The organism is Streptomyces sp. TP-A0356 (assembly GCF_001417775.1).
Taxonomy (GTDB): Bacteria; Actinomycetota; Actinomycetes; order Streptomycetales; family Streptomycetaceae; genus Streptomyces.
The window spans coordinates 1-14,226 of the sequence record NZ_BBZJ01000037.1 but is presented as its reverse complement, the minus strand read 5'-3'; the positions used below and the strand labels follow the sequence as shown (position 1 = coordinate 14,226).

Below are 14,226 nucleotides of genomic sequence, written 5' to 3'. Positions count from 1 at the left end.
GCAGCCTGCCGAGCCAGTCGTGGTGAACGACGACAGTATGGTGTCCGTGCCGCCGTCCAGGCCGTCCCGGTCATTTCCCGAAGCGGGCGGAACAAGGTTCAGGAAAGGATCAGGGAAATGCCGGGTATTCAGCTTCGGGAACATCAGATGGCCCAGAAGGCGAGTTTCCGGAAGTGGGTTGGATTCCCTGCAAGGTCATCTGTGCCCCCTCAGGGTGCCCGTGGCACGATCGTGTCAGCGACCGGATCGGGCAAGACGATCACCGCCGCCGCGTGCGCGCTGGAGTGCTTCCCGGACGGCCGGATCCTCGTCATCGTGCCGACCCTGGACCTGCTCGTGCAGACCGCCCAGGCGTGGCGGGCGGTAGGGCACCACTCCCCCATGGTCGCGGTGTGCTCGCTGGAGAACGACCCCGTGCTGATCGAGCTGGGGGTGCGCACCACCACCAACCCGATCCAACTCGCCTTGTGGGCCGGGCACGGGCCGGTCATCGTGTTCGCGACGTACGCCTCTCTCGTGGACCGTGAGGACTTCGAGGACCCGATGGGCCAGGGGAAGGTTCGTGGGCCGCTGGAGGCCGCTCTGGCGGGCGGCGAGCGCCTGTACGGACAGCGGATGGACGGCTTCGACCTCGCCATCGTCGACGAAGCCCACTCAACTGCAGGCGATCTCGGGCGGCCATGGGCGGCGATCCACGACAACACCCGCATCCCGGCCGACTTCCGGCTCTACCTCACCGCCACCCCACGCATCCTCGCCCCACCCCGGCCGCAGAAGGGCGCGAACCGCCAGGAGCTGGAGATCGCGTCGATGGGCCAGGACTCGGAAACCTACGGGCCGTGGCTGGCCGAGCTCGGGCTGAGCGCGGCGATCGAGCGGGGCATCCTCGCCGCATTCGAGATCGACGTCCTGGAGATCCGCGACCCCTCCCCCGTCCTCGGGGAATCCGAGGAGGCGCAGCGGGGCCGGCGCCTCGCCCTGCTGCAGACCGCGCTCCTTGAACACGCCGCCGCCCACAACCTGCGCACCGTCATGACCTTCCACCAAAAGGTGGAGGAAGCCGCCGCGTTCGCGGAGAAGCTCCCAGAGACGGCCGCGCGGTTGTACGTCAACGACGCCTCCCACGCCGACCTGGCGAAAGCGGAGAAGCTGCCGAAGTCATCGATCGACGCGGCCTTCTACCAGCTGGAAGCCGGCCGCCACCTCCCGCCGGACCGCGTCTGGTCGGCATGGCTGTGCGGCGACCACCTCGTCACCGAACGACGCGAGACGCTACGGCAGTTCGCAGGCGGCATCGACGCCGCAGGCCGCCGCGTGCACCGGGCGTTCCTCTCCAGCTGCCGCGTCCTCGGGGAAGGCGTCGACATCGTCGGCACCCGCGGAGTGGAAGGCGTCTGCTTCGCCGACACCCGCACCTCCCAAGTCGAGATCGTCCAGAACATCGGCCGCGCGCTCCGCCCGAACCCGGACGGGACCGCGAAAACGGCGCGGATCATTGTGCCGGTCTTCCTCCAGCCCGGCGAGGACCCGCGCGACATGATCGCCTCCGCCTCGTTCGCACCCGTTGTAGCCGTGCTCCAAGGCCTGCGCTCCCACTCGGAGCGCCTCGTGGAGCAACTCGCCAACCGTGTCCTCACCAGCGGGAAACGCAAGGTCCACCTCCGGCGCGACGAAGACGGGCGGATCGTCGGGACCGCCGGCGGCGAGGTGGGCGAGGACCAGGAGCAGGACGACGGCACCGACGCCGCTACCGAGTCGGCCCTGCTCCACTTCTCCTCCCCCCGGGACGCAGCCACCATCGCGGCCTTCCTCCGCACCCGCGTCTACCGGCCCGAAAGCCTCGTCTGGTTGGAGGGCTACCAGGCCCTGCTCCACTGGCGAGCAGAGAACGAGATCACCGGCCTGCACGCCGTGCCCTACGACACCGAGGTCGAAGTAGGCGCCACGAAATCCTTTCCACTTGGGCGATGGGTCCACCAACAGCGCAAAGCACTCCGGGCCGGGGAGCTCGATCCCCACCGCAAGGAGCTGCTGGACGCACCAGAAGCCGGGATGGTGTGGGAGCCGGGCGAAGAAGCCTGGGAGGCCAAGCTCGCCGCGCTGCGCTCCTACCGGCGAGCCACCGGACACCTCGCCCCCCGCCAGGACACCGTATGGGACGATCCCGCTGGCGACGGAACCGTGGCCGTCGGCCAGCACATGGCCAACCTTCGCCGCAAAGGCGGCCTCGGCAAAGACCCCGAGCGCGCCGCGGTGCGGTCCGCGCAGCTCACCGCCGTCGATGAGGACTGGAACTGCCCCTGGCCGCTCGACTGGCAACGCCACTACCGCATCCTCGCCGACCTCGCCGCCGACGAACCCCACGGCCGCCTCCCCCACATCGCACCCGGCGTGCAGTTCGAAGGCGACGACATCGGACGATGGCTCCAACGGCAAAAGCAGCCGACCACCTGGGCGCAGCTGTCGACCGAGCAACAGGAACGGCTGTCCAAGCTGGGCATCAAGCCGCTTGAGGCGCCATCTGGTGCCCCGACAGCAAAGCGTGCCACCAAGGGCAAGGGCCCGAGCAAGGCGCAGCAGGCATTCCAGCGCGGACTTGCGGCCCTCACCCAGTGGGTGGAACGAGAAGGCGCCCACCGGCCCGTACCCAGGGGCCACAGTGAGGAGATCGCCGTCCACGGCGAGACGGAGCCGGTGACCGTCAAGCTGGGCGTATGGGTATCCAACACCAAGACCCGCCGCGACAAGCTCAGCGCGGAGCAACTGAACGCGCTGCAAGAGCTCGGCATGGAGTGGGCGTAGAAGACGGCGGTGAGGGTGGAGTGGGCGGTGGCGTGGGGCGCGTGAGAGGGTTGTTGCGAGGGTCCGTACCGAACGCAGACGACACGGACCCTCTCCGCACCTCGGCTGTCCTCAGGCGCCGGCCCTTCGGGCGCGGGCAGTCAGCGCGTCATGCAGGATGCTGTCGGGCGTCGCGCCAACCTCGCGCAGTGGGTTGAACGGGAAGGGCCCGGCTGCTGCCGGACCCTTCGCTCGTAGCGGGGGCGGGATTTGAACCACGCGACCTCTGGGTTATGAGCCCAGCGAGCTACCGAGCTGCTCCACCCCGCGTCGGTGACACCACCGTACGCCACACGCGCGCCAGCTGCAGGGATTTACCGGGCCGCTCGCACCATCCGACCGCTGCACGCGACAGCGCGCAGCGCTTGGGAGGCGCGATGGTGGCCGCCGTGCGTCGGGATTCACGACGAAAGGCAGCAGGGCGCGGCCCGGGGGACTGACCGCCAGCAGCTCGCCTGACCGCCGCGGGGCCATCGGGAAGGGACGACAGGAGCATCCAACCCTGCCCTGCCGCGGCCAGTTACTCCTCGGGGGCGGTCCCATGCAACGTGCGACCGGGCACGGGACCGCCAAGCCCTGCCGTCCTGTCCGAGCCGGGCACTCAAAACCCTACGAAGACACGCAGCCGAACGCACGCTCAGCAGCACGCAAGAGTGGCCTTCGATACCGCGGGTGCAGGGCGAGACCTCGTGGGGCGGCTGATCGAGGGCAGGGGCCCTCCTTCACTCCCAGGGGCGAAGAGACCGTCTATCTCCCGCCCCCGCCTGGCTAGGGGGCTGACTGGCCGCCGTTCGACGGTCTTTGCGGCGCCGCGAGCGTACTGCCATGGCGCCTGGCGGCCGGCCGGCAGGGCGATCCCCGTCTTCTGGCGATCTCGCCCATCGGCGGCCGGTCATCTGCCTACGATGCCGTCCGCGGGACAACGGGAGGTCGGGCAATGCACGGGCTCGAAGCGGTGGTCGTCCGGTTGGCGTCGACGGTGGCCCAGACGGTGGCGAAATCGGTGCTGACGCCGAAGCCGGGGGCGGGTCTGGTGGCGGATCCGGTACGACCGCTGCCGAAGCCGGCAGGTCCAGAGAAACTGGCGCGTGTCCTTGGGGAACGCATCGCGTCCGCGTATGCCTCGCTTCCGGAGCACGAGAGGCTGGCGGCGGTGGCGGCGGTCCAGGACACGTTCGCTGCGGCGGGCCCGATCGACGCGGACCGGATGTTCGCCGCGGACCTCGACCCCGGGCGTCTGGCCGACGAGCTTCGCCGCTCCGTAGCCGACCTGGCGGAACAAGCCCGAGACCTGTATGGCGAGTTGCTTCAGCTGTGTTGTGCGCACCTGGTGGAGCAGCTCACTGCTCATCCGACGTTCGCGGCGCGGGCGGCGGTGGAGCACACGCGGCGGACCGGGGCGCTGTTACGGGAACGGCCCGTGACGGGACCGGCCGGGGAGAGCGCGCTCGGTTTCGAGCAGCGGTATGCGGACTTCGTCGCCGGGACACACTCCCGCCTGGAGCTGTTCGGGGTAACCCTGGGCGGCCGGCACCGTGCCGAATGGCCGCTGGATACCGCGTATATCAGCCTTGCGGTGGACGACGAGCGTGCCTATGAGCCGCACCGCGAAGGGCTCGGTGTCCCGGGAGCCACGCGGACCTCGGTGAAGGCGGAGCAGGCGCTCGCCGGCTGTGACCGTCTGGTGCTGCGGGGATCGGCCGGGTCGGGAAAGTCGACGCTGGTGCAGTGGCTGGCGCTGAACGCGGCCCGGCAGAGCTTCGGCCCGGAGCTGGCCGACTGGAACCGCTGCGTGCCCTTCGTGCTGCGGCTGAGGTCCTTCAACACCCCCGAGGGACTGCCCCTGCCGGAGGACTTCCTGACCGCGTCGGGCGTACCATTGCGCGCACCTGAGGACTGGACCGAGGAACTCCTCAGCACCGGCCGGGCACTGGTGCTCGTGGACGGCGTCGACGAGGTGCCACCTCGGCTGCGCAGCCGCACGGAGCACTGGCTGAAATCGCTGATCGCCGCGTTTCCGCGGGCACGGTACGTGGTGACCACGCGCCCGTCCGCGGTGCCGCAGGACTGGCTTGCAGCGCAGGGTTTCACCGTGCACACGCTGCTGCCGATGGAGGGCGACGACATCCGGGCGTTCATCCGGCACTGGCACGACGCGGTCCGCCGGGAGTGCCCCCCGGGCGCCGAGCCCGAGTCGCTGGACCGCTACGAGGAGAGCCTGAACCAGGCGGTGGCGACGCGCCGCGACCTTGGCCGGCTGGCGGCCAACCCGCTGATGTGCGCCCTGCTGTGCGCGCTCAACCACGACCGCCGCATGCACCTCCCCCGGGCCCGCAAGGAGTTGTACGACGCCGCCCTGGACATGCTGCTGGTCCGCCGCGACACGGAACGGGAGATCACCTCCGTGGAGGGAGTCTCCCTCTCCCGGGACGAGCAGACGGTGCTGCTCCAGCGACTGGCGTACTGGCTCATCCGCAACGGCCAGGTCGAGGCGGCCCGGGACGAGGTCGTCACGATGCTGGACGAGTGGCTGGCCGCCATGCCGCAGGCACGGGAACAGGGCGACGCCGGCCAGGTCTTCTCCCACCTGCTGATCCGCAGCGGCCTGCTGCGCGAACCCGTCCCCGGCTACGTCGACTTCGTCCACCGAACCTTCCAGGACTACCTCGGCGCGAAAGCGGCGGTAGAGGCCCGCGACTTCGGCGTCCTGGTCCGCAACGCCCACGACGACCAGTGGGACGACGTCGTACGCATGGCGGTCGGGCACGCACGGGTAGAGGAGAGAGGCCGGCTGCTGCGGCAATTGCTGCGCCGAGCGGACAGAACACCGCGCTACCGGCAACGGCTGGTGCTGCTCGCCGCGGCAAGCCTCGAACATGCGCCCGAACTCGACCCCGCGGTGCGGCAGGAAGTGCAGGACCGGGCCGCCGAACTGGTCCCACCACGGACCACTGCGGAAGCCGAACAGCTCGCCAAGGCAGGTGAGCTGGTGCTGGAACTGCTCCCCGGCCCCGAGGGACTGGACAGCCGCAGCGCGGGCGCGGTGGTGAGGACAGCGGCGCTGATCGGAGGCGACGCCGCGCTCAGGCTGATCGCACAGTTCCGGGCGGACACTCGGCTTGCGGTGACCCAGGAACTGGCAGCCGCCTGGGCCTCCTTCGATGCCAGGCAGTACACGGACCACGTGCTGTCCGCCATCACGCCCAAGGCATATCTCAAGGTGAGCACCGCCGCGCAGCTTGCCGAGCTGCCACGACTGCCGCAGTTCACGAACATCTGGTTGAAGGGATTCCAGGGACTCCCACCCGAGATACTGGAGCATGACGGGCTGGAATACCTGTGCCTCGACGGAGACCGTTCACTGCGCGACCTGTCGCCCTTAGTGCAACTGCCCAGCCTCAGGATCTTCACCATCTTCCGCTGCCCGCAGGTGCAGGATCTCGAGCCCCTACGCGGCCTGCCCCTGCACCAGCTGTACCTCCACGACCTCGCACGCGGCATGTCACTCACACCCCTCGCCGACATACCCGCCCTGGACCATCTGACCCTGGGCTTTTCCCCTGATGTCAACCGCGCTGGAGACATCCCCGCCGGCCCCGGCCTCACCAGCCTGGGGTTCACCGAGAACAGCCAGGACATCACCCTCGACGGGCTGGAGCGATGGCCCTCGCTCAGCTGGCTCATCATCGTGGGCGACGCCCAGGGCGCACAGCTAAGCCGCCTGCGCCATCCCCTCCACCTCGCGACCCTCAACATCGAAAAGCAGTCAGGCCTCGACCTCACCACCGTGCAGCGTCACCACCAACTGACCAGCCTGGCTCTGCGCGACTGCACGATACGCACCAGCCTTGCCCCCCCTCAAACAGCTCCCCCACCTGACCCGCCTGCATCTGTGGGACTGCAAAGGACCCATCGACCTGGCCCCGCTCGCGGACCTGGACAACCTCACCCTCCACATCAACGACAACACCGACGCCACAGGCCGCGAACACCTCCCACCCGAACGACTCAACCCCCAAGAGTGACCAGCCCGCCCCCGCCCAAGGCGGCCGCCATGCCCCAAGCGCCGCACCAACCACATACCGACCTGCAACAGCTGACCAACACTCAGTGCACATGAAAGAAGGCGATCAACCCGCCCACTACCTGATAAAGCCGGAGCTCACAGCACTAACCCGACACGGTGCCCCTCCCACTACCAGCCCGCACGCCGGCCCACTCCCCCGCAGTACAACCAGCCACAAACTGATCAGCCCAGCCCCACTCACCCCCGCCTGATCAGAAAGACGCATGCCGGACACTGGCGCACCCGCGCTGGTGCTCCCTGGCGGGACGTGCCCGAGCGGTACGGTCCGTGGGAGACGGTGTACGGACTGTTCCGGCGCTGGCAGCAGGACGGCACCTGGCACCACATCTTCGAGCAGCTGCAGGCCCGGGCCGACGCCGAGGGGCTGATCACCGGGGACGTCTCGGTGGACTCGACCATCGCCCGCGCCCACCAGCATGCGGCAGGTGCCCGTAAAAGGGGGATCTGCAGATCGAGCCGCCCGGTGGTGTCTTCACCGAGCCCGACGACCACGGGCTCGGACGCTCCCGGGGTGGGCTGACCACCAAGCTCCACCTGGCGGTCGAGCATGCCCAGAAGCCGATGTCGCTGTTGATCACGCCCGGGCAGCGCGGTGACTCTCCGCAGTTCCAGGTGGTCCTGGGCCGGATCCGGGTGCCCAGGCTCGGGTTGGGCCGTCCGCGCACCCGGCCGGACAGGGTTCGTGCCGACAAGGCGTACGGCTCCCGCGCGAACCGCGCCTACCTGCGCAAGCGCGGTATCGGCTGCACGATCCCGGAGAAGCGCGACCAGATCGCCAACCGCAAGAAGCGCGGTTCCCACGGTGGTCGGCCGCCGAAGTTCGACGCCGTGGATTACAAAGAGCGCCACGCGGTGGAGTGCGGTATCAATCGCCTCAAGCGCCACCGCGCGGTGGCCACGAGGTACGACAAGCTCGCCGCCCGCTACGAGGCGACGGTGCTGGTCGCGGCCATCAATGAGTGGCTGTGACCAGCACCGCCGGACGTCAGTCGAGTATGGCGTCAAGCTCCACTTCGACAAGCCAGTCGGGATCGATGAAGCGTGAGACCTCAACGAAGGTGCAGGCCGGCCGGACAGACGCGAATCGCTCCCCGTGCGCTCGCGCGGCTTCCTTCCAGCGACTCACGTCCCTGAGCATGATGCGGGTCCGCACGACGTCTCCCGGCGACGCCCCCGCTGCCTTCAGCGCGGCCTCTGCGATGTCCAGGCACCTCACGGTTTGGGCATAGACGTCGCCTTGCCCCACGGTCGTCCCGTCGTCCCCGATGGGAGCAGTGCCGGCAACCGCGACGTGTGCTCCTTTGCGAATTGCCCGGGAAAATCCGATTTGGGGTTCAAGTGGTGAGCCAGAACTGACCATCTGCCGAACGAGATCCATCGAACCATGCTCCCAGATCACGGCACTTTCGATACACGCTGAAAATCCCCTCGTAACGTGGAGTCCGTGATACCAGGGGAAGTTGAGGTTCATGGGGTCCAAGCCACAGAGGTACGACGCTGAGTTCCGTGAGGGTGCTGTACGCATCGTGATCGAGACGGGCAAGCCGATCCCGGAAGTCGCCGAGGACCTCGGTGTGCATCCGGGGACGCTGCACAGCTGGGTCTCACGCTGGAGGAGGAACGGCTCGGCCTCTTGCGACCGGCCCGCGCCCGCTGGCTCGGGCGGCCGGCTACGAGAGGGCGAACGCGCTGAGCTGGATCGGCTGCGCCGGGAGATGAGCGAGAAGAACAAGCGCATCCGCGAGCTGGAGATGGAACGTGATGTCTTCAAACGCTGCATGGCTTTGTGGGTGAAGTAGCCGCGGCGGACCCGGCCCAGCTGGCCGGGGTGATCAGCGACTGCAAGGCCGAGCAGAACATTCCGCATACCGTGTCCTGCCGCGTGCTGGGCGTGAGCGAGTCGTGGTTCTACAAGGTGGAAGGACAAGCCCGTCACCGCCCGCAAGGTGCGGCGCGGACAGCTGGTCGAAGCCATCAGGCGGGTCTTCGACGCCTCGGCGGCACCTACGGCTCCCCGAAAGTGTGGATCACGCTTGTCAGGGAGGGATGGCGCGTCTTGGTGAACACCGTCGCCAAGACCATGGCCGAGCTCGGCCTGGCCGGACGGAAGATCCGGCGACGCCGCGGGCTCACCCGCCCGGGCAGGCGGGCCGCGGCCGCGGACTTCGTGCGCCGGGACTTCAGCGCCGACGCTCCGGACCAGGTATGGGCTGGAGATATGACCGAGATCGTCACGAGCGAGGGCAAGCTGTACTTGGCCACGGTGATTGATCTGTTCTCGCGCCGCCTGCTCGGCTACGCGATGGGCGAGCGCCATGATGCCGAACTCGTCGTGGCCTCGCTGCACATGGCCGCTGCGACCCGCGGCGGCGACGTCAAGGGCGTGATCTTTCACAGCGACAGGGGCAGCGAGTACGTCTCCCGCCGGTTCACGCGGGCCTGCCGCCGCCTCGGCCTGACCCAGTCCATGGAACGCGTCGGCTCGTGTTTCGACAACGCCGTCAGCGAGGCGTTCAACAGCATCCTCAAGGTCGAATACGCCCACCGGCACACCTTCGCCACCCGCACCGAGGCTCGGCTGAAGATCGCCACGTGGATCACCGGTTTCTACAACACCCGCCGACTACACAGCGTATGCGGGTACCGCAGCCCGATCGACTACGAACACGACCACCGGGCCAACTCCGCCCTGGAGCTGGCCGCTTAGAAGATCTCCACACATCGAGGGGATTGACAACCTGTCAATCTCCGCGGCCGCGGCTACGCAGGTGCCGTGACGGTCGAGGTGAGCAGGGCCGCGCTGGCCGCCGGCGCCGTAGGCCGACAGCCGGGCCGGAAGACCTCGGCTGCCCGTCCGCCCGGACGGTGTGTCAGAGCATGGCGAGCCGGTCCACCAGCAGCTCCACCCTCCGGTCGGCGTCCCTTGCAGGCAGCCGTCCCGCCCGGGTCAGGGTCGCCAGCCCGTGTAGGGCCGCCCAGAACACCTCGGTGAAAAGTGCCGGGTGGACGCCGTCCCCGGCGACCTCGCCGAGGCTTTCCAACAGGGCGGCGAAGGCGTCCTTCAGCGGCTCCGGGGTGTCCTCGTGCGCGAACGCCAGGCCGCCGTCGAGCTGGAACATGGCGTCGTAGACCGCCGGGTTGCGCTCGGCGAAGTCGAGGTAGGCGCGGGCGAGGGCGGTGACCCGGGTGCGAGGGCCGTCCGCGGCAGAGGTCGCGGCCCGCAGCGCCGCGGCCATCTCGACGGCACCCTCGAGGGCGACGGCGCCGATGATCTCGCGCTTGCCGCGGAAATGGCTGTAGAGGACGGGCTGGCTGTATTCGATGCGCTCGGCGAGCTGGCGGGTGGTGACGGCGTCCCAGCCCTGCTGCTCGGCGAGTTTGCGGGCCGTAGCCACGATGAGGCGCTCGCGGTCCGCCCGTTCGCGCTGCTTGCGTTCCTGTACCGACATGGTTCGACTCTAGCACCGCTAGACAAGCGAGCGGCAGCAGCACTAGCGTTGCCCCATCATCTAGCAGCGCTAGATCCCAGGAGGGGTCATCATGCTCGACGCACTCAAGGTCGTCACCACCGTGGTCGTCGGAGTGATGGTGGGGGTGGAGTTCTCCGTCGCCTTTGTCATCAACCCGATCCTCAACGGACTCCCCGGCGACAACGGCCTGCGCGGCCGCACCCACGGGGCCCGGATGCTCGGCGCCGTGATGCCGTTCTGGTACATCGGCTCGCTCATCCTGAGCGCCGTTTGGGCCATCGCCGGATGGCACCGCCACGGCGCCGGCCTCGTCGTCACCGCCGCCGCGTTGCTGATCTCGAGCGTGATCATGTCGATCCTGCTGCTCGTACCGATCAACAACCGGAGCAAGACGTGGACCCCCGAGAACCTGCCCGAGGACTGGAAGGAGCAGATGAACCGCTGGGACCGCTTCCACTACATCCGCATCGCGGTCATCATCGTCGCCTTCGCCCTGCTGGCCGCCGCCCTCGCCTGAACCCGCGGGCCGAGACCGCTCAGGCGCCGCGCACTCCTCCACTCCGCGGGCGGTAGCCGACGATTCGCACGGATCCACACCGCCCCCGGAACCCAGGACCCCTCTACCGTAGGTTCTTCCTCCATCGAGATCGCGACTTCCGCGAATGCCAGGTCGTTCGAGAACCCCGGGCCTCCGCCTTCTCGAACGACCTGGCATCCCAGCAGGTCAACGGGTCGCTATCCGACAGATGCGCTGCGACAGGACAATTGGGCTCTGATGCTGGTGCCCTGGTAGGAGCCCGCTGACACCGTGGACTCACGGGGCATTGCTCGTGGGCTTGGGGGTGTGCGGTGGGGGAGATCGCCGCGACGGTGAGAGGAAACACCCATCCAAGCCGTGAGACAGCGCGAAGCTGCTCAGCGCCTCGTCTCGTACCTGGTCAGGGCCACGCCGCCGGGAAACGTCCGCGTCTCCACCAGGTTCAGGTTCACCCAGCTGTCCAGCGCGGTGAAGAACGGCGTGCCGCCGCCCACCAGGACCGGATGGGCGGCGATCACGTACTCGTCGATCAGCCCGGCGCGCATGGCCGCCCCGGCGAGCGTTGCGCCGCCGATGTTCATTGGGCCGCCGTCCTCGGCCTTGAGCCGGGTGATCTCGGCGATCGCGTCGCCGGTGACCAGGCGGGTGTTCCAGTCAACCTTGTCGATCGTCGAGGAGAACACCACCTTCGGCGTGTCCCGCCAGTTCCGCGCGAACTCGATCTCCGCCGGGGTGGCGTTGGGCTGCTGGTCGCCGGTAGGCCAGTAGGAGCTCACCGTCTCCCACAGCTTGCGCCCGTACAGCGACAGGCCACTTGCCTGCTCGTGGTCGAGCCACCACTGGAACAGCTCGTGGCTCGGCGGTCCGCTCCAGCCGATGTCGTCGCCGGCCGCGGCGATGTAGCCGTCCAGGGTCAGGTTCATGCCGTAGATCAGTTTCCGCATGGCCCAGCCTTCCGGGTGCCTCCGAGGGGGTGATCCGTTCGCGGTAGTGCTTGTCCGCGAGGTCGCGCAGGCCCGCGGCATGGTCCCGAAGCCGTTCGGCCAGGGGGTCGGGGACGAGTTTGCCGGTGGCCTGCTGTCGAGTTCGTCGGCCTTGAGGACGAGTTGGGCCGCGTGCTGGTCGGTGCGGGCGATGTTCGCGCAGGTCGACACGCAACGCTCAAGACTGGGGGTTTCCTGGCTCGCCCGGAGTCGGCAGAGCGCCTTGTCAGGGTTATAGACACAGGCCAGGAAGGCGTTCGGGTTGTCGTGAACGGCCAGAGTGGGGTTCGTCAGGAGCTTGCGGGCCTGCCTGGCGGTGAAGACGACGCCCTCGAAGGCGGGGGCCTGGCTGGCGGCCAGGATGGCCCGCCGTGCGGCCGGTCCGGAGATCCCACCGCCGGCGGCCCGGTCTGCGGCGAGGGTCGCGAGGGTGTCGGCGGTTGCTCTGGCGGTTTCGATGTCGAGCAGGTCGTGGATGCCGTCGCGGCTGCGGGATAACGGTGGAGTCGGGTATTGGAACTGTCTGAATGCCTGGGCCCGCAAAGCTTCGTCTGCTAGGAAGTCACTGGATGAACTCCGTACTCGGCCAGCCACTGGAGCAGGTCTTGGCGAGAGGTCTCGACGAGGCGGCCTCCGGTGAAGCGGGCGTCGTCGGTCACCTCTGCGACGCACCCTGGTGGGGGCGTAAAGGACTGGGCCTCCTCGTCAGTGGTGAACTCGCCCTCCGCCAGCACCAGACCCTGCAGAGGGCCGTCGAAGACGTCGACGCCCAAGGGAGGCACGCTGAAACGCGTCTTGGTCAGCACTGCAGCCGGTAGTGAGGCGAGCAGGTCGTACTCGGCCGGCGACAAGTACGTATTCGTGATCAGCCCCTGAATCGCGCCTGACCGAGCGATCGGCACCTTCTGGGTGAGCTTGAGTTCGCAGCCGCCGTCTGACCGTTCGGCGCGTCGCAGACGCAGACGCGTTCCCACCAGATAGCGGTCGGTGATCATCCGGGTGACCGTCGCTGCTGACGGTGCCGGCGCTTCAGCCAGCAAGAACCGCCGTTCCCGCTCGATGCGCGCGTACTTTCCCGGGTGAACCGTCTGACCTTGAACCCCGCCGGCCTTGTCCATCATGAAGACAGCTTCCCAGCTGGTTCTGCTCGCGTGGCCTGAGTTTTTCGGTAGATCGGCCTCCCGAAGTCGTCGAAACGGCCAGGAGGTGCTTCGCGAAGTGGATCGGCCGTGGTCCTGGGCGAGTTGTGGTAGGCAGGGATGGTGATCAGCCGACTCTCTCTCGACGAGCAACTCGAGTCCCTGCGTGCGGTGCTATCGCGTAACGACGTGTTGACGGAGGTGCTGGCGCGGACCGCGACGTTGGGTCTGCCTGGGTGGTATGTGACCGCGGGATGCCTGTTCCAGACCGTGTGGAACGTGGCCACGGACAGACACGGCAGCTGTAGTTCTTGATCGTCGGCCTGTCCGTGCTGGTCAGGGCGGCTGCCGGGGCGCCGCGGGCAGGGGAACGGCCACCGTGATCATGAATATTGTGACGACGATCAAGGACCAGGTGGCCGCGGAGCCGCGATAGCCGAGCGTGCGTGGACGGACGTCATAGGGGCGGCGATGGCCGCGGTGGCGGACTGCTTCACTCGGCGTGAACCCCGCCTGCTGGCACGGGAGATGTGCGAGGCGATGCTGATGGAGCTGGACACCCGCAACTGCTGGACGCTCGCCGTGCGACACGAAGTCGCTTGAGTTGAGTGGGACTCATCGGAGGAGGTTCGACCGATGTCGAAGGTGTAGTGCCCGGTCCCGTGCGCAAGGACCGTCCCCGCCTCGGCGTGCGCTGCGGGTAACTGCGGTGTGCGAAGCCCGGGGAACAGGCCCAAGGATCCGCGTTCCATCCGTGGATTACAGGCTGGGGAAGACCGGACGGGTGAAGAACATGAACCCTCGTTGATGCCTCGTCATCCAGACTTCCGCCGATGGGATGTGGCAGCGGGAGAACAGGGGCCGGCCGCTGCGAGGCGGCGGGTGCCGGCTGGGGAAGCTAGTGCCGCATCAAGCAACGTTCGCCCTGCGATGAGGCGCCGCTCTGTTGCTGTCCTGGGCGGCGCCGGACGGCCAGAATGATCGCGTGGCTGAACGTGTGCAGGTCCGGGAGATCGATGACGACGAGGGCAGGCGGTTGCTGCGGATCGTCCGTAGGGGCACCGGTTCGGTGGTGACCTGGCGGCGGGCCCAGATGGTGCTGTTATCCGCGCAGGGCATGCCCGTGGCGAAGATCGCCGAGGTGACGTTCACCAGCCCGGACCGGGTT

General features: G+C 68.3%; 12 protein-coding genes, 1 tRNA gene and 2 pseudogenes. 10 read left to right on the top strand and 5 right to left on the bottom strand.

Translation table 11 applies throughout. The annotated features are described in order from the left end of the window. Window positions 1–117 precede the first annotated feature (117 nt). Complete coding sequence (locus tag ASC56_RS34335) at window positions 118–2,802, top strand: DEAD/DEAH box helicase (protein ID WP_079102902.1); 2,685 nt, start codon at window positions 118–120, stop codon at window positions 2,800–2,802. A gap of 234 nt (window positions 2,803–3,036) precedes the next feature. Here the strand turns inward: ASC56_RS34335 and ASC56_RS34330 are convergent. Next, a tRNA-Met gene (locus ASC56_RS34330) sits at window positions 3,037–3,111 on the bottom strand. Window positions 3,112–3,778: 667 nt separating this feature from the next. Here ASC56_RS34330 and ASC56_RS34325 point away from each other — a divergent pair. The 3 genes from ASC56_RS34325 (at window position 3,779) to ASC56_RS38910 (ending at window position 7,897) form a co-directional block, all read left to right on the top strand. After that, the gene (locus tag ASC56_RS34325; RefSeq protein ID WP_234377195.1) at window positions 3,779–6,961 is read left to right on the top strand and encodes an NACHT domain-containing NTPase; all 3,183 of its coding nucleotides are present in this window, start codon (window positions 3,779–3,781) and stop codon (window positions 6,959–6,961) included. Between the two features lie 214 nt (window positions 6,962–7,175). Beyond that, window positions 7,176–7,448, top strand: coding sequence for a transposase (locus ASC56_RS43320; protein WP_371330411.1), 273 nt, complete (start codon window positions 7,176–7,178; stop codon window positions 7,446–7,448). Then, window positions 7,373–7,897, top strand: a complete 525-nt coding sequence (locus ASC56_RS38910; RefSeq protein ID WP_371330439.1) for an IS5 family transposase — start codon at window positions 7,373–7,375, stop codon at window positions 7,895–7,897. Before ASC56_RS43320 ends, ASC56_RS38910 begins: the two co-directional genes overlap by 76 nt. Window positions 7,898–7,913: 16 nt before the next feature. On the opposite strand, the gene ASC56_RS34310 is transcribed toward ASC56_RS38910, so the two are convergent. Continuing rightward, complete coding sequence (locus ASC56_RS34310; protein WP_159039776.1) at window positions 7,914–8,399, bottom strand: RidA family protein; 486 nt, start codon at window positions 8,397–8,399, stop codon at window positions 7,914–7,916. Between ASC56_RS34310 and ASC56_RS34305 the strand changes: the two genes are divergently transcribed. Together ASC56_RS34305 and ASC56_RS34300 are read left to right on the top strand one after the other, a co-directional pair. After that, window positions 8,398–8,727: a transposase gene (locus ASC56_RS34305; protein WP_055495522.1), complete on the top strand. Its 330-nt coding sequence runs from the start codon at window positions 8,398–8,400 to the stop codon at window positions 8,725–8,727. The two genes, ASC56_RS34310 and ASC56_RS34305, sit on opposite strands and share 2 nt — an antisense overlap. Continuing rightward, window positions 8,715–9,635, top strand: coding sequence for an IS3 family transposase (locus tag ASC56_RS34300; RefSeq protein ID WP_199836150.1), 921 nt, complete (start codon window positions 8,715–8,717; stop codon window positions 9,633–9,635). Before ASC56_RS34305 ends, ASC56_RS34300 begins: the two co-directional genes overlap by 13 nt. A 163-nt stretch (window positions 9,636–9,798) precedes the next feature. Here ASC56_RS34300 and ASC56_RS34295 read toward each other — a convergent pair whose 3' ends face one another. Next, a complete protein-coding gene (locus tag ASC56_RS34295; RefSeq protein WP_055495520.1) occupies window positions 9,799–10,377 on the bottom strand; it encodes a TetR/AcrR family transcriptional regulator in 579 nt (192 codons plus the stop codon). Between the two features lie 91 nt (window positions 10,378–10,468). Here ASC56_RS34295 and ASC56_RS34290 point away from each other — a divergent pair, with 91 nt between their 5' ends. Further along, window positions 10,469–10,915 (top strand): DUF1772 domain-containing protein, encoded by a 447-nt coding sequence (locus ASC56_RS34290; protein ID WP_055495519.1) that lies wholly within the window; start codon window positions 10,469–10,471, stop codon window positions 10,913–10,915. 398 nt (window positions 10,916–11,313) lie between these two features. Here ASC56_RS34290 and ASC56_RS34285 read toward each other — a convergent pair whose 3' ends face one another. Beyond that, entirely contained in the window at window positions 11,314–11,880 is a 567-nt protein-coding gene (locus ASC56_RS34285; protein WP_055495570.1) for a dihydrofolate reductase family protein, read from the bottom strand. Window positions 11,881–12,473: 593 nt separating this feature from the next. Then, a complete protein-coding gene (locus ASC56_RS34280) occupies window positions 12,474–13,040 on the bottom strand; it encodes a hypothetical protein (RefSeq protein ID WP_055495518.1) in 567 nt (188 codons plus the stop codon). 141 nt (window positions 13,041–13,181) lie between these two features. Between ASC56_RS34280 and ASC56_RS43315 the strand changes: the two are divergent. From ASC56_RS43315 to ASC56_RS34270, 3 genes and pseudogenes are all read left to right on the top strand, one after another. Further along, window positions 13,182–13,352 (top strand): annotated as a pseudogene (locus ASC56_RS43315) (nucleotidyltransferase family protein); the annotation flags it as partial. Window positions 13,353–13,529: 177 nt separating this feature from the next. Next, complete coding sequence (locus tag ASC56_RS42915; RefSeq protein ID WP_267887657.1) at window positions 13,530–13,661, top strand: hypothetical protein; 132 nt, start codon at window positions 13,530–13,532, stop codon at window positions 13,659–13,661. Between the two features lie 382 nt (window positions 13,662–14,043). Next, window positions 14,044–14,226: pseudogene (locus ASC56_RS34270) on the top strand (IS630 family transposase); the annotation flags it as partial.